This window comes from Mycolicibacterium setense, from assembly GCF_000805385.1.
Taxonomy (GTDB): domain Bacteria; phylum Actinomycetota; class Actinomycetes; order Mycobacteriales; family Mycobacteriaceae; genus Mycobacterium; species Mycobacterium setense.
Window position 1 is genome coordinate 1,351,697 of the sequence record NZ_JTJW01000006.1, and the last position, 20,326, is coordinate 1,372,022.

The 20,326-nt window shown below is 67.0% G+C and carries 23 protein-coding genes; 8 read left to right on the plus strand and 15 right to left on the minus strand.

Going from position 1 to position 20,326, the window contains the following annotated elements; all coding sequences use genetic code 11:
• Nucleotides 1–16: 16 nt before the first annotated feature.
• The 8 genes from QQ25_RS17180 to QQ25_RS17215 all read right to left on the minus strand — a co-directional run bounded on the left by QQ25_RS17180 (nt 17) and on the right by QQ25_RS17215 (nt 6,868).
• Nucleotides 17–673, minus strand: coding sequence for a class I SAM-dependent methyltransferase family protein (locus QQ25_RS17180; RefSeq protein WP_039379747.1), 657 nt, complete (start codon nt 671–673; stop codon nt 17–19).
• A 212-nt stretch (nt 674–885) separates the two neighbouring features.
• Nucleotides 886–1,809 (minus strand): extracellular catalytic domain type 1 short-chain-length polyhydroxyalkanoate depolymerase, encoded by a 924-nt coding sequence (locus QQ25_RS17185; RefSeq protein ID WP_162627801.1) that lies wholly within the window; start codon nt 1,807–1,809, stop codon nt 886–888.
• A gap of 178 nt (nt 1,810–1,987) precedes the next feature.
• Nucleotides 1,988–3,001: an alcohol dehydrogenase catalytic domain-containing protein gene (locus tag QQ25_RS17190; RefSeq protein WP_039379749.1), complete on the minus strand. Its 1,014-nt coding sequence runs from the start codon at nt 2,999–3,001 to the stop codon at nt 1,988–1,990.
• Between the two features lie 73 nt (nt 3,002–3,074).
• Entirely contained in the window at nt 3,075–3,731 is a 657-nt protein-coding gene (locus tag QQ25_RS17195; protein ID WP_039379751.1) for a maleylpyruvate isomerase N-terminal domain-containing protein, read from the minus strand.
• Nucleotides 3,732–3,740: 9 nt separating this feature from the next.
• Nucleotides 3,741–4,208 (minus strand): cyanase, encoded by a 468-nt coding sequence (gene cynS, locus QQ25_RS17200; RefSeq protein WP_039320269.1) that lies wholly within the window; start codon nt 4,206–4,208, stop codon nt 3,741–3,743.
• Nucleotides 4,209–4,234: 26 nt separating this feature from the next.
• The gene (locus QQ25_RS17205; RefSeq protein ID WP_039379753.1) at nt 4,235–6,085 is read right to left on the minus strand and encodes a fatty acyl-AMP ligase; all 1,851 of its coding nucleotides are present in this window, start codon (nt 6,083–6,085) and stop codon (nt 4,235–4,237) included.
• Nucleotides 6,086–6,095: 10 nt separating this feature from the next.
• Nucleotides 6,096–6,539: an SRPBCC family protein gene (locus QQ25_RS17210; protein WP_039320273.1), complete on the minus strand. Its 444-nt coding sequence runs from the start codon at nt 6,537–6,539 to the stop codon at nt 6,096–6,098.
• The gene (locus tag QQ25_RS17215) at nt 6,536–6,868 is read right to left on the minus strand and encodes an ArsR/SmtB family transcription factor (RefSeq protein WP_039320275.1); all 333 of its coding nucleotides are present in this window, start codon (nt 6,866–6,868) and stop codon (nt 6,536–6,538) included. The genes QQ25_RS17210 and QQ25_RS17215 overlap by 4 nt, the downstream gene beginning before the upstream one ends.
• 104 nt (nt 6,869–6,972) lie before the next feature.
• Here QQ25_RS17215 and QQ25_RS17220 point away from each other — a divergent pair, with 104 nt between their 5' ends.
• Nucleotides 6,973–7,746 carry a DUF899 domain-containing protein gene (locus QQ25_RS17220; protein ID WP_039379755.1) on the plus strand — a complete coding sequence of 258 codons (774 nt, stop codon included), beginning with the start codon at nt 6,973–6,975 and terminating at the stop codon, nt 7,744–7,746.
• Between the two features lie 43 nt (nt 7,747–7,789).
• Complete coding sequence (locus QQ25_RS17225; RefSeq protein WP_039380097.1) at nt 7,790–9,343, plus strand: class I adenylate-forming enzyme family protein; 1,554 nt, start codon at nt 7,790–7,792, stop codon at nt 9,341–9,343.
• 19 nt (nt 9,344–9,362) lie between these two features.
• Here the strand turns inward: QQ25_RS17225 and QQ25_RS17230 are convergent, their stop codons facing one another.
• Nucleotides 9,363–9,737, minus strand: coding sequence for an NYN domain-containing protein (locus tag QQ25_RS17230; protein ID WP_039320719.1), 375 nt, complete (start codon nt 9,735–9,737; stop codon nt 9,363–9,365).
• A gap of 97 nt (nt 9,738–9,834) precedes the next feature.
• On the opposite strand from QQ25_RS17230, the gene QQ25_RS17235 reads away from it, so the two are divergent.
• Genes QQ25_RS17235 through QQ25_RS17250 form a run of 4 tightly spaced genes read left to right on the plus strand, consistent with a single transcriptional unit; the run spans nt 9,835 to nt 13,645 of the window.
• Nucleotides 9,835–11,109, plus strand: a complete 1,275-nt coding sequence (locus QQ25_RS17235; protein WP_039379757.1) for a GTP cyclohydrolase II — start codon at nt 9,835–9,837, stop codon at nt 11,107–11,109.
• Nucleotides 11,106–12,323, plus strand: coding sequence for a URC4/urg3 family protein (locus QQ25_RS17240; protein ID WP_039379759.1), 1,218 nt, complete (start codon nt 11,106–11,108; stop codon nt 12,321–12,323). The genes QQ25_RS17235 and QQ25_RS17240 overlap by 4 nt, the downstream gene beginning before the upstream one ends.
• 9 nt (nt 12,324–12,332) lie before the next feature.
• On the plus strand, nt 12,333–12,962 hold the full coding sequence (gene upp, locus QQ25_RS17245) for a uracil phosphoribosyltransferase (protein WP_039320284.1): 630 nt from the start codon (nt 12,333–12,335) through the stop codon (nt 12,960–12,962).
• Nucleotides 12,959–13,645, plus strand: a complete 687-nt coding sequence (locus QQ25_RS17250; RefSeq protein ID WP_101906140.1) for a CPBP family intramembrane glutamic endopeptidase — start codon at nt 12,959–12,961, stop codon at nt 13,643–13,645. The genes upp and QQ25_RS17250 overlap by 4 nt, the downstream gene beginning before the upstream one ends.
• Before the next feature lie 19 nt (nt 13,646–13,664).
• On the opposite strand, the gene QQ25_RS17255 is transcribed toward QQ25_RS17250, so the two are convergent.
• The 3 genes from QQ25_RS17255 to ripD all read right to left on the minus strand — a co-directional run bounded on the left by QQ25_RS17255 (nt 13,665) and on the right by ripD (nt 16,258).
• Nucleotides 13,665–14,447 carry a hypothetical protein gene (locus QQ25_RS17255; RefSeq protein WP_039379761.1) on the minus strand — a complete coding sequence of 261 codons (783 nt, stop codon included), beginning with the start codon at nt 14,445–14,447 and terminating at the stop codon, nt 13,665–13,667.
• Between the two features lie 54 nt (nt 14,448–14,501).
• The gene (locus QQ25_RS17260; protein WP_039320286.1) at nt 14,502–15,560 is read right to left on the minus strand and encodes a M48 family metallopeptidase; all 1,059 of its coding nucleotides are present in this window, start codon (nt 15,558–15,560) and stop codon (nt 14,502–14,504) included.
• 80 nt (nt 15,561–15,640) lie between these two features.
• Nucleotides 15,641–16,258, minus strand: a complete 618-nt coding sequence (gene ripD / locus QQ25_RS17265) for an NlpC/P60 family peptidoglycan-binding protein RipD (RefSeq protein WP_039320288.1) — start codon at nt 16,256–16,258, stop codon at nt 15,641–15,643.
• Between the two features lie 346 nt (nt 16,259–16,604).
• Between ripD and tenA the strand changes: the two genes are divergently transcribed.
• Nucleotides 16,605–17,288, plus strand: coding sequence for a thiaminase II (tenA, locus tag QQ25_RS17270; protein ID WP_039379763.1), 684 nt, complete (start codon nt 16,605–16,607; stop codon nt 17,286–17,288).
• A gap of 63 nt (nt 17,289–17,351) precedes the next feature.
• On the opposite strand, the gene tpx is transcribed toward tenA, so the two are convergent.
• Nucleotides 17,352–17,846, minus strand: coding sequence for a thiol peroxidase (gene tpx, locus QQ25_RS17275; protein ID WP_039320292.1), 495 nt, complete (start codon nt 17,844–17,846; stop codon nt 17,352–17,354).
• 61 nt (nt 17,847–17,907) lie between these two features.
• Here tpx and QQ25_RS17280 point away from each other — a divergent pair, with 61 nt between their 5' ends.
• Nucleotides 17,908–18,801: an aminoglycoside phosphotransferase family protein gene (locus tag QQ25_RS17280; RefSeq protein ID WP_039320726.1), complete on the plus strand. Its 894-nt coding sequence runs from the start codon at nt 17,908–17,910 to the stop codon at nt 18,799–18,801.
• A gap of 12 nt (nt 18,802–18,813) precedes the next feature.
• Here QQ25_RS17280 and QQ25_RS17285 read toward each other — a convergent pair whose 3' ends face one another.
• Nucleotides 18,814–19,137 carry a hypothetical protein gene (locus tag QQ25_RS17285; RefSeq protein ID WP_131546186.1) on the minus strand — a complete coding sequence of 108 codons (324 nt, stop codon included), beginning with the start codon at nt 19,135–19,137 and terminating at the stop codon, nt 18,814–18,816.
• Between the two features lie 160 nt (nt 19,138–19,297).
• Nucleotides 19,298–20,266 (minus strand): o-succinylbenzoate synthase, encoded by a 969-nt coding sequence (locus tag QQ25_RS17290; RefSeq protein ID WP_039380099.1) that lies wholly within the window; start codon nt 20,264–20,266, stop codon nt 19,298–19,300.
• Between the last annotated feature and the right edge of the window lie 60 nt (nt 20,267–20,326).

The window sequence follows — 20,326 nt, forward strand, 5'->3', positions numbered from 1 at the left end:
CCAGCCTGCGATGTCGTCAGCCGGCGCGGTCGGCCGCCCGGATCACATCGGAGCCGACGAAGTCGAAGATCTGGGCACCGGGCACCAACGGTTCGGGCTGCCCGGTGAACCGATGGGCCCCGACTCCATAGCTCACCTCCGGTGACGACACCCAGATGAGGTCGAAGGACCGCTCGTCAAACCAGTTGAGGATCAACGGGATCCGGTCCGGAACGGTGCGCCCGCGAGTCCACAGCACGGTGGCACCGGATTTGGCCAGCTGCGGGAAGAACCCGATCGTCCGCTCGATGTCCTCATCGGTGATGTTCCCGAAGATGCCGCAGGCCACCACGATGTCGGCGGGTACCAGGTCCGCGTAGTGGTCGGTGAGTGCGGCGTCACCGGTCACCACCTCCACCTCGCTCAACCCGTACTTGTCCACGGTCCCGGCGGCGACCTCGGCATTGCGGGGATCCAACTCGACCAGACGCGCCCGGATGTCACGGCGACGCGGATGATCCGCCAGGACCTCCAGCAGATCCCGGCCTTGGCCGGCGCACAGGCTGATGATCCGCAGCGGGCCTGCCGGAGCGTCGTCCAGCGCTTGCCGGATCAGGGTCTGCACCGCGCGAAGCCGGTGTGCCAACGCCGAATCGGGCCGGTCGTAATCGTCATGCCAGGTGTGCCAGTCCACGTCCGGACCCTATCGCCGCAATCCTCCTGGCTCCGGCGCGCCTGCCGAGGACGTGCCCTGCCACTTGACCGTGACCGCCCGCGACGGATTCGTGAATCCTACTGGTACGCAACGCTGTTCGATCCAGCGCGACCCGGGTTCCCGACCTGCGCACCAGTTAATCGCGGCGTGATCAATATTGGCGGCCGGATCGCTCGGTCGCCAGGAAGCGACTATCTGCCGTGAGAGGCGAAGAACTGGCCGGACAGGTCAGAGGCGTCGAAGGCTCGACTTGCTGCGCCCACGCTCTGGACCGGAAGTAACTCGGGCACGCCCGGCCACGTGTGCCCGCCGCCGTCGATCCGCATGAACACCACCGCTGTTCCGGCCGCACACCCATCGGAGGCGATGCGGTGGGTCTCGGTGCCGTCGCCGGTGCCGGGCAGCAGCTCATCAGACGGTGCCGGGCACCCGTTGGCCTGCCGCCACCGGTCCACCATGGCCGGGCCCGACAGCACGGTGCTCCCTCCGCCGCGCCCGGTCATCGGCCCTCCGTCGAACGGCACGATGGGGTCCGCTGTCCCATATGTGGCGAGCACCGACACCGGTCGCGATGGACTGCAACCGACATTCGTCCCGAGCGTGCCGGCGACCGGCGCGATCGCCGCGAACAGGTCGGCCCGGTCGCACGCCAACCGGTTGGCCATGAACCCCCCGGCCGACAAACCAGTGGCATACACCCGGCCCCGCGGGATGCCGTTCTCGGCGACGAGGCGGTCGACGAGCGTCGAGATGAACCCCACGTCGTCGACGCCCTGCCGGTCCGGCACCGAGGCGCCACGACCGTCCGCCCAGCTGTAATCGATGCCATCGGGATAGACGACTGCGAATCCGTGGGCATCCGCGACCGCGTCGTAATGGGTGAGCGCCGCCTGCTCGGCACCGGTCGCACCGGCGGCATGCAGATTGACCACCAGCCCCGACGGCGCCCCTCCGGCCGGCAGGTGGAGTCGGTAGGTGCGCATCATGCCGCCGAAGTCGATCTGCGCCGACGGCACGGGCGCCGCCCACGCGGACGGGACGCCTACCGTCCAGCCCGATAGGGCGATGAGCGCGGCGAATACCGATGTTCTGAGCCATCCCGGCGTGAAATGCACCGGGGCAGAGTAGATGTCACGGACGAACTTTCGGACAACACCACGTGGCCGTCCGGACAAAATCCGCCCGGCAACCGTGTCCATCCGCTTCCATCCCATCCCGGCCCCCACCGATTCGTCGTCCAGCAAACGAAGTACCGACGCTACCTGTTCACAGCGACGGGCGGGGTGGGATAGATCAGATCGTCAACACCATGCGGTAGCGCGCCTGGCCCTGTTCCATCGCCGCGTACGCGCTCGCCGCCTCGGCGAGCGGACGCTCTTCGATGAGTGCGCGCACCCCCGACAGCACCGCGAAATGCATCGTCTCCTCGACGTCCCGCGCCGTACCGGACGGGTGCCCGGAGATACTCAGCGCGGGCTGGATCAGTTGCACCGGGCTGATCGGCAACGGGTCAGCCGACACCCCGATCGCCACCAGTTCGCCGCGCGGCGCCAGCCCGCCGACGGTGTCGGCCATGGCCTGCGAATTGCCCACGGTGGCCAGCACCACGGCCGCGCCGCCCAGATCGCGCAGCGCCGCACTGACGTCCCCGGCGGTCGAGTCGATGTAATGCCTGGCCCCCAGCGAGCGGGCATCGGCCTCCTTGCCCGGGCCACGGGCGATCGCCACCGTCTCGAAACCCATCGCATGGGCGAACTGCAGGCCGAGATGCCCCAGGCCGCCGACACCCAGAACCGCGACCAGATCGCCCGCAACGGCACGGGTGTGGCGAAGGGCGTTGTAGGTTGTCACCCCGGCACACCCCATCGGGGCGGCCTCGACGAAAGACAGTTCGTCGGGGATCCGGGCGAGCGCATTGGCCGGCACCGTCACCGATTCTGCGTAGCCGCCCGGGTAGTGCAGGCTCGGTATCTGTCCCTTCTCACAATGAATGAAGAAGCCTTTACGGCACTGGGTGCAGACCCCGCAGTGGCCACCGAACCAGCCGACCGCGACGCGGTCACCCACTGCGAAATCGGTGACACCGGAACCGACTTCGGCGACGGTGCCGGCGATCTCGTGGCCCGGGGTCACCGGCCAGGCCATACCCGGGAACCCGCCGTTGACGATGGCCTGATCGGTGCCGCACACCCCGCACGCGGCCACGGCCACCCGAACCTGGCCCCGCTCCGGTGAGACGGTCTGTGTGTCAACGAGTTCCAGGGCACCGCCTGAGGATTGGACGTGAACAGCTCGATGTGTCGACATGGAGATCCTTACCGTCGCCTCTGATGTCAGGTAATCATCGACTGTTTGCGGCCCGCTTGACCAGAGAATGCGATCAGCCCAGCACAATCGGCAGTCGCGCCGCCGTCGCCCCCAGTTCCGACTTCTCCGAATCGGTCGGGGGCCGTCGGCCCGTGCCCACCCGCAGAACATCGGTGTCGGAGAACGTCGCGGGAAACCGGAAACCCGTGATGGCCTGGAACATCGCCCGAGATTCGGCCAGGCCCGACGCGGGCGGGCCTGGCATCGTCGGCAGGTGTGCGACGAGATCAAGGTGGTGCAGCGTCCATTCCAGAACGTAGGCGTTCAGGTAGTCCCCGACGGTGAGCACCTGCTCCTTCGTACCCACCCGCAGGTCGGGGTCGGCGAGGTCGGCCGCTCGCCCCGCGGCCGAGCCCACGTCGTCGAGATGGAACGCGAGCAGCGCCGGATCCTCGTATGCCGCTGCCAGCCGGACGGTCAGCGCGTCCAGGGGATCCTCACCACCCGGAGGTGTGCCGGTGACCTCCCAGTAGGTCAGTGCATCGCGGGTCGGTAGGGACTCGGCCGGGGTGGCCAGGGTGATCAACACGTCCTGGGCGTCAATGATGAGGTGGCACACCAGATCTCGAATCAACCATCCGGCGCATCCGGACGGCCGGCCGAAGTCGCCGGGTGCGAGCCCGGCCACCGCCGCACGCAGCGCGGCCCACGAATCCGAAAACTGGCCCACGACTGCAAACTAGCAGCGGACGATTCTCTCGGCAGCCGTCCAGTCGTAGGGCAGGAACTTGCCGTCGAACGTCACCACCACTCGGTCACCGGCGGGGTGCGATTTACGCTGCACGTCGACGCTGAAGTTGATGGCGCTCATGATGCCGTCACCGAACTGTTCGTGGATGAGTTCCTTGAGCGCACCGCCGTAGACCTGTAGCGCCTCGTAGAACCGGTAGATGGTGGGATCGGTGGGCACGGCCGTCGGCAACCCACCACGCATCGGCACCGCGGCCAGCACCGGAATCACCGACTCGTCCAATCCGAGCAGGTCCACGATGATCCTGCCGGCCTCGACCGGAACCGGATGCTGTCCGAGCAGCGCAGAAACCGTCCACACCACGGGTCTGTCGATGGCATCGGCCAGCTGCTGCCAGGTCAGGCCCTTGGTAAGGCGGGCTTCCACGATCGCGGCGGTGATCTCGTCTCTGCTCATATAGGCAGCATGCCCGCGGTGAGCGGTCACCGCACGCCCAATGTGCCCTCCAGATACTCACTGCGGCATGCCAGCCGGGCCAGCTTGCCGCTGGTGGTCCGCGGGATCGCACCGGCCGGAAGGAACCGCAGATCGGCCACGGTCAAACCGTGCCGAGCGGCCACCGCCGCGCGGATGGCATTGTCGGCCTGCTGCGGGTCGGCCCGGCTGGTGCCGGCCGCCCGCTCGGCGATCACCACCAGCCGGGCGCCGTCACCGTCCGCGCTCACCGTGAACGCGGTGACATAGCCCCGCCGGACCAACGGGGAGGCTTCTGCCACGGTCGCCTCGATGTCCTGTGGGTAGTGGCTGCGCCCGCCGATCTGCACCAAGTCCGCCATCCGGCCCGTCACATAGAACTGCCCCTCGAAATACACCCCCAGATCGCCGGTGCGCAGCCACCTGGCGTGCTCCGGCAGCCCTTCCGCGTGGCTGCCTGAGGCAAGGCGCGAGTGCAGTGTCACCCCGAACGTCTTTCGCGTCTCCTCGGGCCGGCCCCAGTAGCCTCGACCGATGTTGTTGCCGTGCAACCAGATCTCGCCGACCTCACCGTCGGCCACTTCCTCAGCGAGTCTGTCGGCGGTCGCCGGGTCGACGATCACCGCCCACAGGCTCCGGGCCGGGTGGCCGCACGATACGTGTGCGACGGCGCCTTCGGCGTGGGCCTCCACGCGGACCGCTCGCCCCATTCCGAGCTGCTCGCGGTCGAAATAGACCACCGATGCCTGCTCGGCCGGAGCGATCGTCGAGATCAGCAGAGTCGCCTCGGCGATGCCGTAGGACGGTTTGAAGGCAGTCGGCGGCAGCCCGTACGGCGCGAACGTCTCGTTGAATGCCGTGATCACCTCAGGGATCACCGGTTCGGAGCCGATGATGAGCACCACATTGCTCAGATCGATGTCCTCCCCCGCGGCGGGTACACCGCGCTGGGCGGTCCACTCATAGGCGAAGTTCGGTGCGGCAGTGATGACGCGGCCGTGTTTCGATGCCTCCGACATCGCGCGGACCCAACGCTGGGGGCGACGGATGAACGCGGTCGGCGACATCAGCGTCGAGTGCCCGCCATACACCGCGGGAAACCCGATCATGGACAAGCCCATGTCGTGATACAGCGGTAACCAGCTGAGGCCGTGGGTGTTTCGGTTCAACAGATCGATGGACAGGATCATCTGCAGCAGGTTGGTGCCCACCGCACGATGGGTGATCTCCACTCCGACCGGCGGACGCGTCGAACCGGAGGTGTACTGCAGGTGCGAGACGTCGTCGGGATCGACCGGAATCGGGGCGAAACCGTCCCCGTCAGAATCGGGTATCGCGTCGATCAGCTCCACCCGGGGACGCCCGGACTCCGGCATCTTCGCGAGGAACTCCTGCACCGCGGCATCTCCGGTGGAGGTGGTGAGCACCGTGGCCGGGCGGGAATCCAGCAGCGCCGTTTCGAGTCGTTCGGCGTGGCCCTGCAATTCGGGCGCGAACAGCGGCACCGCGATGTTTCCCGCCTTGATCGCGGCGAAGAAGCCGACGACATAGTCGAGGCCCTGGGGCGCCAGGATCGCGACGCGGTCGCCACGCGCGGCAACCTGTTGGAGCCGCGCCGCGACAGCCCTCAGCCGAACACCCAGCTGAGTCCAGGTCAGCTCGATGACCTCGTCTTCGCCGTGGCTGAAATCCAGATAGCGGTATGCAACCAGGTCACCGACGTGAGCGATGTTGCGGTCGATCAGGGAAATCAGCGTGGTCCCCGGGGGCAGCACGATGCCGCCGGCCTCGTCCAGGCAGTCCTCGATACGCAGCAGTCCTGCGGGAGCCTCATATTGAACCTGAGAGCCACTATCCATGACCGCAAGTCTAGGGCGCGGCACCTTCGAGGAGGGCTCCCAGTTGCTCGAGCGTGAGGGTCCAGCCGCTGTGGAAATTGTCGAATTCCTCTGGCGGCAAAAGGGAATGCTCGATCGACATCATGGTCTGCCCGTCCGCGGCCGGCTCGAACTCGACGTTGACGATGCTGACCACGGTGGGGTCGAGCCAGTCTGAGTTGCTCCAGGTGAATCGCAGCACATGGGGCCGCTCGATCACCAGGAACTGGCCGGTGATCAACACGGCTGCGCCGGAATCGTCGACGTCGAACCGCACGATCCCGCCGACTCGCGGTTCGACCACCACCTCGACGCAGTGCACCGGGCGCGGGCACATCCACTCCCGCAGCGACTCGGGGTCGAGCCATTGGTCGAACACGACATCGGGAGCCGCGGGCATCAGTCGGCGCACGCGCACTGTCGGTGCGTCGGTCATCGCGAATCCGCCTGTCGCCGCAACCGTGCGGCCAGCGCATCGGCGCGACTCGACCAGAAGTCCGTCTGCTCGTTCATCCACTGCTGGGCCATGGTCAATCCGTCCTGCTTGAGCGACACCCAGTGCTCGCGACCACGGACCTCCCGCTGCACCAGACCGGCGGCTTCCAGTACCCCGACATGCCGCGAGACGCCGGCGAACGTCATGGGCAACGGCGCGGCCAAGTCGCTGATGCGCGCATCACCGCGACGCAGCGCCTCCAGCAGCCGACGACGGGTCGGATCGGCCAGGGCCGAGTAGGCACGGTCCAGGACTTGATCTTCAACCACCTTGTTGACTATAGCCGCGAGTCGTGGTGTGCTGAAGCTATGTTATTCAACTGAGTTGTTGAATGTTTGACCCGGGATCAACAGCACCGACGACGGGAGCAACCGTGAAGAATCCACCCATCGTGCCTGCGGCGGAATGGCAAGCCGCGCTGGAAGAAATGCTGGTCAAGGAAAAGGAATTCACCAGGGCACGCGACCACCTGGCGGCGTTGCGCCGGCGTATGCCCTGGACCCCGGTCGACAAGGAATACGCCTTCGAAGGACCCGAGGGCAAGGCGACACTGCTCGACCTGTTCGCCGGGCGCCGTCAGTTGATCGTCTACCGCGCATTCCTCGATCCGGGTGTGGACGACTGGCCGGAGCACGGTTGTGTCGGCTGCTCGTTGATGGCCGATCACATCGGCAACCTTGCCCACCTCAATGCCCGCGACACCACACTCGTCTATGCCTCCCGCGGGTCGCAGGCCGACATCACCCGGATCAAGGCGCGCATGGGCTGGAGTCACCCGTGGTACACCATGATCCCCACCGAGGGCGCGGAGTTCGACGTGGACTTCGGAGTCGACGAATGGCACGGCACCAATGCCTTCATCCGTGACGGTGATCAGATTTTCCGCACCTACTTCATCAACGACCGCGGCGACGAAGTGTTCGTCAACACCTGGAACTTCCTTGATATGACGGCGCTCGGTCGACAGGAGAGCTGGGAGGATTCCCCGCCGGGTTATCCGCAGACCAAACCGTACGAGTGGTGGTCCTGGCACGACAACTACGCCGCGCATGAGCCGTCGCGGTGGTTCGGCAACCCCGACCCCGACAACCCCCACGATCCACGCCCACCACGCGATGGCGCGTGCGGAGCCTGCGGCGGCGACTGACACCGCGGCGCTGTCCGCCCGGCCCATTGGAGAAGATGGTCGGGTGACGCCATCCCCGCTGACCATCCCCGCTCTGCTCCACCGCGGCGTCGCCGAGTTCGGTGAGTCCGCGTATCTGGTCACCCCCACCGACCGACTCACCTACGTCGAGGCCGAGCGGCGGTCCGCGCGCCTGGCACGGTGGTTGCTCCACGAGGGGGTGGGCAAGGGCACCCGCGTGGGCCTGTTCTTCCCCAACAGTGCCGAGTGGGTGACGTGGTGGCTCGCGGTGTCGCGGATCGGTGCGGTCGCCGTGCCGCTGAGCACGCTCTACACCCCCGCCGAGATCGCAAAGGTGTTGCGCCTGGCCGACATCGGGCTGCTGCTTGCGCCCGACACCGTCTTGAACATCGATGTCGCCGAACGGTTGGAGGCCGCCCTGCCCGAGCTGGCCGACCAGCCCACGAACCGACTGGCACTGCGCGCCGCCCCGTATCTGCGTCGCATCGCGCTGACCGGCGGGGTGGACCGGCCTTGGGCGTCGCGGGGCTGCCACGAGAGCGCCGAGCTGATGCCGGTCGACGTCCTGGCCGCTGCCGAAGCCGAGGTCTCCCCCGCCGACCTCGCCGTCATGGTTCACACATCGGGGTCCACCGCCGATCCCAAAGGGGTCCTGCACACCCACGGCACGCTGGTGCGTCAGACCTCGACCTGGCCGAGCGCCATCCGGGCCATCACCGGGTCCGAGGATCAATCCCGGGTTCTGTGCGCGATGCCGTTCTTCTGGATCGGCGGACTGCTCGCGGTCACCGGTGCGCTGCACGAACCGGTCACCGTTGTGGTCATGCCGAAACTGGATCCGGCCACCGCGCTGGATCTGGCCGAACGCGAACGCATCACGGGGCTCGTCGGCTGGCCCGCGTTCACCCAGCGGTTGCGCGAGCATCCGTCATTCGCCGAGCGAGACCTGAGCAGCGCACCGATGCTGCGCGACGGCCCGCTCGACATCGCCATGACCGATGTGCCAGACGGATTCCCCGTGCACCGCACGATGTCCGAGACCGCCGGCGGATTCGCCTTCACCGACATGGCGATCGTCGACGAACACGGTTCCCCCGTCGTGCCCGGTGACACCGGTGAACTCCTGGTCCGCGGAATCGGGGTGATGGCCGGATACAACAAGCGTGAACGGTCCGACACGTTCGACGCCGACGGCTGGTACCACACCGGCGACAAGGTTTACCGGCGCGACGGCGATCCCCGGCTGTTCTACGTCGGCCGTACCACCGACCTGATCAAAACCGCAGGGGCCAACGTCTCCCCGTTGGAGGTCGAGGCCGTCATCGCCGAATCCGCCGGTGTGGCGCAGTGTGTGGTCGTCGGCATCGATGATCCGCAGCGCGGCGAAGAAGTCTGCGCGATCGTGGTGCCCACCGCAGAGCTCGATCTGGACTCCCTGGCCGCGCGCGCCCGCGAACAGTTGTCCGCCTACAAGGTGCCCACCCGGTGGGCACTGACCACCAGTGCCGGGATACCGACCCTGTCCAGCGGAAAGTTCGACCGGAAAACCCTGCGGCAGTTGATCATCGATGGACAGATCAAGACGGTACGCCGCTGAACCCAGAAACGATCTGAGCTCAGAAACGATCGATGAGGTCGCGGAACCCGGCGGCCGGTTGCACCGACGCGCCCGCGGCGCGAACCCGTTCGGCCAGTGCGCTGTCCGATGTCGCGACGGTGATCTCAGCGGGCAATGAATGCGCATGAACCAACCGCACGATCTCGTCGTCGGCGGAATTCGCGGCCGCCCGCGGGGCGTGACGGATGTCTATGACCGATGACGCGATCGGCGGCGTGAGCGGCCCTTCGAGCACCACGGTCACCCGCTGCGCCTCGGCCGTGGCCCAGCGCTCGAGCCGCTCGACCAAACTCACCAGCGCGCCGCGGCGGTCCTTCCACCAGCCGTCCGGCTTCGATCCGATCACGTTCATGGCGTCCACGATCCAGCGCACCCCACCGACGGTACGGGCACACCGCATGCAGAACTGGCCGAATCGGGGTTGACTGGACGGTCTCACCGGGCGCATGCGCGGAGGAAGGAGCACCGACATGGTCGTCGAATCAGGTGGTGCATCCGCGGAGCCGGCGAAGGCCCGACACATTCGGTTGACATCGCACAGTGCTGTGGCGGGGACGCCGACGATCCAGTGGGCCGCACCCAGCGCCGCCGAGCGGGGTCCGGTGATCGGTACCACCACCACACGCGCGCACCGCAACGTGATCGGCACCCACAGTGGGTCCTACAGCGTGTACCGGGCACTGGCCGTCGCCGCCGGTGCACTCTCGCCGGAACACCGCGCAGATCTGACCAACACCGCCCCCACCGATGTGATCGGACCCTATCCCCAGTGGAGTCAACCGGACACGATCGTCAGCCTGGACCCCTGGGGGGCGATGGTTTCCGAAGTGTTCACCGCCGAGCTGGCCGCCGGTTACGACATCCGGCCGACCATCGCGGTGACCAAGGCTCATGTGCTCGTGCCGGAGATCGCCACGGCCATCGCTGCCGGACGGCTACATCCCGATGGCGACGTGCTGCTGGAAAACGGTGCGGCACTGGTGACCAAGGCCGCGATCGAGCCGGTGTGGTTCCTGCCGGGGGTGTCCGCCAGGTTCGGCTGTACGGAGAATGCGCTGCGCCGGGTGTTGTTCGAGGAGACCGGGGGCATGTACCCCGAACTCGTCACCCGCGGTGATCTCGAGGTGTTCCTGCCCCCGATCGGCGGGCAGACCCTCTACATCTTCGGTGCACCACGCGATCTGGCCGATCCGACTGTCGAACTGACGGCTCGCGTGCACGACGAGTGCAACGGTTCGGATGTTTTCGGCTCCGACATCTGCACGTGCAGGCCCTATCTCACACACGCGATCGAGGAGTGCATCGCCGGCGCCCAACGCGGCGGGGTCGGGTTGGTGGCGTATTCCCGCAAGGAAGGCCGCGCACTGGGCGAGGTGACCAAATTCCTGGTGTACAACGCACGCAAGCGCCAGGACGGCGGCGACACCGCCGACCAGTACTTCGCCCGTACCGAATGCGTGGCGGGCGTGCAGGATATGCGGTTCCAGGAGCTCATGCCCGATGTCCTGCACTGGTTGGGCATCCGCAGAATTCACCGCCTGGTCTCGATGAGCAACATGAAATACGACGCGATCACCGGTTCCGGGATCGAGGTCGGCGAGCGGGTCAACATCCCCGACGAGCTGATCCCAGCCGACGCCCGGGTCGAGATCGACGCCAAGATGGCGGCCGGCTACTTCACCCCGGGGCCGGTGCCCGGCGCCGCCGAACTCAAGATCGCCAAGGGCCGCGGACTCATCCCGTGACCACAACCCTGGACGGCTCGGCGGCCGTCGCCACCCTGCGCACCACCGCCGCGATTCGCGAACGGGCCCAACATCTTCTCCAACGGGCACGGGCCGGCAAGTCCTCCTGGTTCCGCGTCGATGACGACGCCCTGGACCAGGCGGCAGTCACCGTCGCCGAAGTGACGCGTAGCCGCTACCCCACACTCGCCATCCCGTACCACAGCCGGTGGCGTCATTTCGAGGCCGGCGGCGTCGACCGCCGAGCCGAATTGGCCACGCGCACAACAAATAGGGACACTGCAGCCCAGGCTCGCTCGATGATCGACCTGGTGGTGGTGAGCGTGCTACTGGACGCCGGCGCCGGAACCGCCTGGCATTACCGCGAATCGGGCACCGGTCTCGATCTGAGCCGGTCGGAAGGGCTGGGCGTGGCCAGCTGGCACGCATTCCGCAACGGATTGTTCTCGAGCGATCCCGGCGATCCACTGCGAGCCGATGCAGCCGCGTTGCGTGCCCTCGACGTCGACAGCCTGGCCGGCGCCTTTCAGGTGGGCCCTGAGAATCCGTTGGTGGGACTCAACGGTCGGGTCGAGCTGCTACGCCGGCTCGGCACGCAACTGGCCGCCCACCCTGATGTGTTCGGCCCGCACGGCAGGCCCGGTGGACTGTTCGACACGGTGCCCGGCCCGGCCGTCGCGGCGCACGACCTCCTCTCCTCCCTGCTGCGCACACTCTCCGGCGTGTGGCTGAGCGACAACGCCATCGATGGCCAACCACTCGGTGACTGCTGGCCGCATGAGGCCGTTGCCGGACCCGGCCTCTCGCGCGGATGGATGCCGTTTCACAAGTTGTCGCAGTGGCTGACCTATTCACTGCTCGAGCCGTTCGAGTGGGCAGGCGTCGCCGTCACCGACATCGACGCCCTCACCGGGTTGCCCGAGTACCGCAACGGCGGCCTGTTCCTGGATACCGGCGTCCTGCGGTTGGCCGATCCTGCGCTCGCCGAGCGGGACTGGGCCGTGGGTGACGAGATCGTGGTGGAGTGGCGAGCATTGACCGTCGCGCTGCTCGACGAACTGGCGCCGCTCATCGTCGGCCATCTCGGGGTACCGCAACTGCCGCTCGCCTGCGTACTGGAGGGCGGAACCTGGGCGACCGGGCGCACGCTCGCCGCTCGCCTGCGCGGCGGCCGACCTCCGTTGTCCATCGTCAGCGACGGCACGGTCTTCTAGGAGGACACCATGGGCAACCTGCACGTCATCGACCATCCGCTGGTGCAGCACAAGCTGACCCTGATGCGACAGAAAGACCTGTCCACCAAAGGGTTTCGCCAGCTGCTCATCGAGATCTCGATGCTCATGAGCTATGAGGTGCTGCGCGACATCCCCGTGCACGACATCGACATCGAGACGCCACTGGAATCGACCACGGGGGCCGTGATCGACGGCAAGAAACTGGTGTTCGTGTCCATCCTGCGCGCAGGCAGCGGCATCCTGGACGGCATGCTCAGTGTGATGCCCAATGCCCGGGTCGGCCACATCGGCCTGTACCGCGACCCGAAGACCCGGGTGGCCGTGGAGTACTACTTCAAGCTGCCCAGCGATCTTCAGGAAAGAGACGTGGTGGTCGTGGATCCGATGCTGGCCACGGGCAATTCGGCCGTCGCGGCCGTCGACCGCATCAAGGAGTTCGGGCCCCGCTCCATCAGATTCGTCTGCCTGCTGACCTGCCCAGAAGGGGTCGCGGCGATGCACGAGGCGCATCCGGACGTGCCGATCTACGCCGCGGCACTGGACCGGGAACTCGACGAACAGGGCTACATCGTGCCCGGCGTCGGCGATGCCGGAGACCGCATCTTCGGAACCAAGTGACCACACACCGTTGGGGCCTGGGCGCCTTCCTGATCGTCGAGGCTGTCTACCTGCTCACCTCCGCGGCGTTCGGCGTGTTCGCCCCCGCCGGTCCACCGCCGGCCTGGTTGATCACACTGGCCATCGGCGCGCCGACACTGGTGGCCGCGGCACTGGCCATCGCGATCGCGACGTGGCGAGGCAACGGGCCCCGCATCGACTTTCGGTGGCAATGGTCCTGGCGCGCTATCGGTATCGGGTTGGCCTTCGGCATCGGCGGACTCTTCGTCACCCTGCCCGCGGCGTTGCTCTACCAGTCGATCGTCGGACCGGACGCGACGTCAGCCGTGGGAGGCGTCTACGAGGGCGTACGAACCGTCTGGCCCGTCGCGGTGACCGTGTTGCTCCTGGTGGCGGTCATCGCACCGATCTGCGAAGAGGTGGTCTACCGCGGACTGCTCTGGGGTGCGCTCGAACAACGCTGGGGCCGGATCACCGCGGTGACGGTGTCCACCCTCGTGTTCGCCCTGGCCCACCTGGAACCTCAGCGCGCCCCGTTGCTCCTGGTGGTCGCAATCCCAATTGCGATGGCCCGCTTGTATTCCGACAGCTTGTGGGGTGGCATCATCGCGCACCAGGTGACCAACCTGCTGCCGGGAGTCGTGATGATGTTCAGCCTGCTGGGGATGATGCCCACCGGCTGAGGGCGTGTACTCCGCCTGCCTACCGCTTGCGGTCGCGCACCTTGTACGTCGAGGGCCACGACATACGGGATTCGTCGCCCACCAAGGGAGTTCCGGACCCGCCGACCCGGACGTCGTAGGCTTCCTGCCCGGCGCCGACCTCACGGTTGGCATGCTCCTGAGCCAGGTAGTAGAGCTGGTCGATCTCGGCCTCGGAGAACGCCACGAACGTCGTCTTGCGCACGATGTCGTTCATGCCCGCCGTCATCCGGTCGGGCAGGACACGTGAAGCCATCGAGGCCAGGCCCAACAGGGCGAACGGGATGACCCAGTAGAAGACGAACGACAGCGGCGTCTTGGTGTCCAGGATCGTGGCATCACCCTGCACGATGGGCGGGATGGCCGCGGAGATGGTCATCCCGGCGAAGGCGCCCACCCAGATCCAGGTCAGGATCTTGACGATCCGTTGGAACAGATCGCTTTCCACGACTCCCGGCGGCTGACCCGCCGACGCGAATTCCAGCACGAACGGCTTGCCGATCAACAGGCCGATCAGCGCGACCAGGAAGATACCCACCGTGCTCAGCGGCTGTATCCAGCGCTCCATCACGTCCTGGCTCAGCACCACGGTCAGGATCGTCAGCACGATGAAGGTCGCGAGTGCGCCGACTTCCAGGGTGCGTCCCGGTGCGCCGGAGATCCGGCTGATCACAAACGTCGCGATGGCCGCCACGAGAGCCACCAGCACGGCGACCAGGAACGGCACATTTCCGACGAGTACCCAGTAGATGATCCACGGCGCGAAGCCAAACAGGATGCCCACGAGCGCCAGTCTATGGGCTTACCGTTGCTCCGACGGCAACCACCCGGCCGGGCGCTACTCTTCGCCCGGCCTGTTGGCGCGGCGCCACTCGGAGATCTTGCGGCCCATCGCGTCGGCAGCACTCGTCGCTGCCTGCCCGACGCCGTCGACCACCCCACCCAAACCATCCCGGATGCCTCGGATCAACGGGTCGTCGGATTGATCGAATCCGTCTTTGTAATGGCGGGCCGCCGCGCTGACATCCTCGGCCCAGCTCGCCGTGTCATCGTCGGACCGCAGCGGATAGTCACCCGCCATGATGGCCCCATATCCGCCGGTATCGACCCACTTGGTCAAAGCGGCCGCCCGCAGCACCGAGAAGGGATGCGTGCGCAACTCCAGGTTGAGCAGTTTGAGCAACCCATCGCGCATGTCCCCGGTGGCGTCATAGTCCCGCGCCTGGGCCAGGAACGCCTGCGTGTCGAGCTTCTCGAGGTGACTGCCCGCCGCCAGCTTCAGCTCGACCCGGATGGCGGTATCGAAATCCTGGCCGCACAACAGGCCCGCGCGGTCCCCGGAGAGCTCGGATTTGCGTTGCCATTCCTGCAGGGCCGCGACGATCGCGCGCAGAGCCCAGCCGCCGATCGGGATGAAGCCGAACGAGGCGCCCAGGCGCAGCAGATGATTGAGCATCGTGCGGTAGACGGCATGGCCGCTGAGTGCATGGCCGAGCTCATGGCCGATGATGAACCGCATCTCGTCGTGTGTCATCAGGTCGTACAAGCCGGAGGTGATCACGATGAACGGATCGTCCATTCCGATGCAGTACGCATTGGCTTCCGGCGACTGGATGACGAACATCTCCGGACGCACCGGAGCGTCGAGCACCTGGACGCACTCCTCGAGCAGCGCATCGAGGTCGGCGAACTGCCGCGGACCCACCCGTGCCGAACTGGCCAGATACAGCAACCGGTGCTTGCGTTCGCGCAACATCCCCGACAGCACCTTGAGGATCTGATCGAACCCCTTGAGCCGACGCAACGCGGTCAGCGCGGTCCGGTCGGCCGGGTGCTCCCAGGCCCGCGAACTGATGTCGGGAAACACGGTTCGCGTGATCGCGGGGGTCTGTTCCATCGGTTGTGTGCGCCCTTCGTCGTCGACGGCTCACAGCCTACGGAGGGTTGCGCTACCTCAGACTCACCAAATTTCGGGTGTCAGGCGATGATGCGGACCAGGTACGGAGTCATGCCCTGGGTCCGCACGGGCGTCACGGCGACCGCCGGCTCAGTGCCCTGGATCATCTGGTTGTTGCCGAGGTACATCGCCACGCTCTGGGTGCCCTCGGGCCCGTAGAAGATCAGGTCGCCGGGCAGTGCCTGCGACGGCAACACCTTCTGCCCCACCTTGTACTGCTCGCCCGAGGATCGCGGCATCTTCACACCGGCCCCGGCGAAGGCGTACACGATCAAGCCGGAGGCGTCGAATCCGACCACGTTCGAGGACGGATCGGGAACCAGGCCGACGCCCGGAGACACCATCGGAGCGGTTACCGCCGGGGTGGAGAGGCCAGGTGTCAAACCGCCCCCGATGGCAGGCGGGGTGACCGGCGTCAGACCCGGGGCGGGCAGCGTGCGCGCGACGCCACGGGTGGGTCCGTTGACGTCGCCGCCCCCGTAGCTGAAAGGCACACCGCGCTGCGACATGGCGCGGGCGATCACGAGATCGACATAACGCTGGTTGCCGGTGGGGCGTTCGATCGGTGCGGCGCCGGCCAGTCCGGGAGCCGCTACCAGAAATGCCAGACCGAGCAGAAGGGCAAAGGTACGTCTCATCGAACATCAACTCTCTCGACCACCGGACGACGACATCGACTGCGGGTCGTCGTCAGTCGAGTCAACCATTTGTACCGCGCACCGCGCGTTTTGCCCAATCCGTATGGGGCACAAGCACGATCAGATGCAGTACCGTGACCGAACGGTTACCGCTCAAGCGGTTGTCACTGCCAGCGGAGTCGCCGGCCACAGCGGCGCGGGCACCGCTGATCCGGGATGACGATCTGCGCCACGGCAAATCATTCGTGAAGGAGCCGCTCAAAGCGCGCCGCCACGAAAATCGTTGCGACAGACTGCTTGCGGAGGTGGCGCCCAACATTTGCGGGCGACCTGCCACCATGGTGGCATGCGTCCCGATGCGAAACCGCAATCCTGGTCGACCCAGCTGTGGGAGACCATCGAACCGACATTCGCCGCGATCCTGGCGCACCCGTTCCTGACCGGCCTCACCGACGGCGGCCTGGACGACGGCGCATTCGCGCAGTACGTGGCACAGGACGTGCACTACTTGCGGGACTACGCCCGCGCGTTGACGATCGTGGCCGCCAGGGCGCCCACCCTGGCCGACACCGCGATGTTCAGCCGGCACGCCGCCGAGGTTTTCGATGTCGAACTCGGGCTCCACAACGAACTGCTCCCCGAACTGGGGCTGGATGCGGCTGCACTGGACGCGACGCCGGTAACCCCGACCACCCGCGCCTACACGAGTTATCTGCTGGCCACCGCCTATGGCGGCGGATTCGCCGAGGGACTGGCGGCGGTGCTGCCCTGTTACTGGATCTATGCCCGGGTCGGGGCGACGCTGCTGGAGCGCGGTTCGCCCGATCGGCGCTACCAGCGGTGGATCGACAGCTACGGAGGCGAGGAATACGCGGACACCGTCGCCGAGGTGCTCGATCTCACGGATCGGCTCGGACCGACACTGAGCGGGGCGGAAGCGGCCGCCGCTCAAGCTCATTTCGCGGTCACAGCGAAATACGAGTGGATGTTCTTCGACGCGGCCTATCGCCGCGAGCAGTGGCCGGTCTGATCGCCGGCACTGGTTGCGCTCGGTCCCTCACCGACGCGTCGCGCCGGTGAGGGACCGAAGCGACTACTTGAGGGCGGCCAGCGCCGCGTCGTAGTTCGGTTCCTGGACGATCTCCGGCACCAACTCGGTGTAGGCCACCTTGCCGTCGGCGCCGACCACGACGACGGCACGCCCGAGCAGGCCGGCCATCGGGCCGTCGGCGAGTGTGATCCCGTAGTCCTCACCGAAGCTGTCCCGGAACGCCGACGCGGTGGTGACGTTCTCGATGCCCTCGGCACCGCAGAACCGCGCCTGCGCGAACGGCAGGTCCTTCGACACACACAACACCGTCGCGCCGCTTGCGGCTGCACGCTCGTTGAAGGCGCGCACACTGGCCGCGCAGATCCCGGTGTCGATCGACGGGAAGATGTTCAGCAGCACGGCCTTGCCGTTGTACTGCTCGCTTGTGACCGCGCCGAGATCAGTGCCGGTGAGCGAGAAGCTGGGGGCCGCGCTACCGACTGCGGGCAGGTTACCGACCGTGTTGATGGGGTTTCCCTTGAGGGTTATCTGTGCCATAGGGCACAGTCTGTCAAAACCGGATGCCTCGCGGACCGCCCGGGGTGCGACGATGGTCGCGATGATCGATCTGCCCGAGGGCGTGCGTGCGATGGGCGCGCGAGGGCCGGAGTGGCAATCGTGGGTCGACGGCCTGCCCAGACTGATCCGGACCCAGTTCGACGAATGGGACCTGCACGCCGACGGGCCCGCCGATTACGGCTATTGCTCGATCGTGTTGCCGGTGCGGACCGGCGACGGTGTACCCGCCGTCCTCAAGTCCGCATTTCCCGATGACGAGTCAGAACACGAGCACCTGGCGCTGCGCCGGTGGGCAGGTGCCGGTGCGGTCCGGTTGCTGAGCGCCGACCCGCACCGCCGGATGATGTTGCTGGAACGGCTACACAAGCGAAACCTCAACGAGCTCTGGGATATTGAGGCATGCGAGATCGTCGCGCAGCTGTACCGCCGAATTCATGTGCCTGCGCTGCCGCAACTGCGGTCGCTGGCCGATCACACCGCCCGGTCGACCGCTGATCTGAAGCGACTCCCCCGCAACGCGCCGGTGCCACGTCGGCTGGTGGAGCAGGCGATCACCCTGGGCGACGATCTGGCCGCCGACCCGGCGGTCACCGGCACCCTGATCCACGGGGACCTGCATTACGAAAATGTGCTCGCCGCCGACCGCGAGCCTTGGCTGGTGATCGATCCCAAGCCGATGGACGGGGACCCGCATTACGAGGTCGCGCCGATGCTGTGGAACCGCTGGGACGAGCTTGCCGGCTATGTTCGCGACGGCGTCCGGCGCCGGCTGTCGGCTCTGGTCGATGCCGCCGGGCTGGATACCGATCGCGCCCGAGCCTGGGTCATCGTCCGCATGATGCACAACGCGATGTGGGAGCTGACGGAGACGCCAGAACCCGACGCGGACTGGTTGACCACGTGTGTGGCGATCGCCAAGGCCGTGCAGGACTGAGTTTCAGCGAGCTCAGATCACCTTGTAGGTGAGGTCGTACTGGGCGCGAGCGCCGCGGAACTGCTGGGTGAGCTCTCCGCGCCCCAGGTCGTCGGAACAGATGAGTATCGAGCCGACATCCTCCATCTCGTCGGTACGCACATCCACCTCCCTCAACACGATCTCGAGCTTGCCGTCAAACGGCAGCAGCCGGTCCAGATCCACCACATCCCCCTGGCACATCGACACCGCCTTGAACTGGAACCCATCCGCTCTGCTGATACTGAGCTCGTCGGTTCCACCAGAGTCCTGGGTCTTGACGGCCCGGAGTTCCGACAGCTTGGCGAACAACGACATGGCATCCTCCGTTGGATCTTCCCGCCAGCGGTAGCTGACCACGTCGATTCTCGAGTCGCCGGTGGCTCGCGCACATGCGTAGTGCGCTACTTGAATCTCGTGGGCAGCACGTGCCGGGCCGCTGCAGGCAGTGCCTGGCCGGAAATCACATCAGCGCAGTTCAGGATGCAGATACGGCGCTCTGCAGACGCGCGCGCCACCATGCCGCCCGGCCTTCGTCGGTGACGGCGTACCGCTCGAGCCGGTCACGCTGCGGAGCCGGGGGCATCGGCGCGACGGGAAGGTAGCCATCGACCACAACCAGGGAACGCGAATCCGCGACCAGGTCACCGGCCAGAAACTCCCTGGTTCCCAGTTCGCACGCGAACGCCAGCTCCGGTAGCGCACCGGCGAGGGCGAGTCCCGAGGCCAGGCCGATCGTCGTCTCCAGGGTTGAGCTGACCACACAGGGCAACCCGCACGACTCGGCGACCCGCAACGCGCGCCGGGCGCCACCCAACGGTCCGCTCGCGAGCACTGCGATATCGGCGGCCCGGCCCAGGCGCAGACTCATCGGGTCGTCGGCATCGCGGACCGACTCGCCGGCCGCCACGGGCACTTCGACCCGGCGCCTGACCTGCGCCAGCTCATCCAACGTCCGGCATGGTTGCACGACGAACTCCAGACCGCCGGCAGCGCGATCGAGGGCCGTGATGGCGGTGACCGCGGTATCCGGATCCCACCGGCCCTTGGCGACGCATCGGAGTACTCCGCCCGCGCCGAGCCCGTCACGCACGGCCCGTACCCGCTCGACATCCTGCGCCAGCCCCTCGACACCCACCTCGATCGCCGCCGTCCGGCAACCCGATGCCGCGGCGATCTGCTGAGCGCGGGCGGCGTCGACGGTCGCGGGAATGGTGACCGCGACGGGCACTCGCCCACGCACCGGATCGGGAAAACCGACCGTTCCCGGCTCGGTCGCCGCCGTGAGCCAACGGCCCAGCGCATGCTCGTGCGGCAGCGGGCTGAACTCCCCCCAACCCTGCGGGCCCTCGAGCAGCATGCCCTCGCGAACGGTGAGCCCACCGACCGGCTCGACAGTCGGAATGGCGAACACGGGCGCACGCTCGAAGTCGATCAGGGTCTGCACAACCACGTGACGCTAGCGGACGGGCCCGCCTACGGGCGGACAACGGGGCAACTGCCGGTA

Excerpts from the sequence above, each read along its gene's own strand:
- QQ25_RS17190 (WP_039379749.1), bottom strand. The coding sequence starts at position 3,001 with ATGTCGACACATCGAGCTGTTCACGTCCAATCCTCAGGCGGTGCCCTG.
- cynS (WP_039320269.1), bottom strand. The coding sequence starts at position 4,208 with ATGAGCAGAGACGAGATCACCGCCGCGATCGTGGAAGCCCGCCTTACC.
- QQ25_RS17205 (WP_039379753.1), bottom strand. The coding sequence starts at position 6,085 with ATGGATAGTGGCTCTCAGGTTCAATATGAGGCTCCCGCAGGACTGCTG.
- QQ25_RS17210 (WP_039320273.1), bottom strand. The coding sequence starts at position 6,539 with ATGACCGACGCACCGACAGTGCGCGTGCGCCGACTGATGCCCGCGGCT.
- QQ25_RS17235 (WP_039379757.1), top strand. The coding sequence starts at position 9,835 with ATGGTCGTCGAATCAGGTGGTGCATCCGCGGAGCCGGCGAAGGCCCGA.
- upp (WP_039320284.1), top strand. The coding sequence starts at position 12,333 with ATGGGCAACCTGCACGTCATCGACCATCCGCTGGTGCAGCACAAGCTG.
- QQ25_RS17260 (WP_039320286.1), bottom strand. The coding sequence starts at position 15,560 with ATGGAACAGACCCCCGCGATCACGCGAACCGTGTTTCCCGACATCAGT.
- ripD (WP_039320288.1), bottom strand. The coding sequence starts at position 16,258 with ATGAGACGTACCTTTGCCCTTCTGCTCGGTCTGGCATTTCTGGTAGCG.
- tenA (WP_039379763.1), top strand. The coding sequence starts at position 16,605 with ATGCGTCCCGATGCGAAACCGCAATCCTGGTCGACCCAGCTGTGGGAG.
- tpx (WP_039320292.1), bottom strand. The coding sequence starts at position 17,846 with ATGGCACAGATAACCCTCAAGGGAAACCCCATCAACACGGTCGGTAAC.
- QQ25_RS17280 (WP_039320726.1), top strand. The coding sequence starts at position 17,908 with ATGATCGATCTGCCCGAGGGCGTGCGTGCGATGGGCGCGCGAGGGCCG.
- QQ25_RS17285 (WP_131546186.1), bottom strand. The coding sequence starts at position 19,137 with ATGTCGTTGTTCGCCAAGCTGTCGGAACTCCGGGCCGTCAAGACCCAG.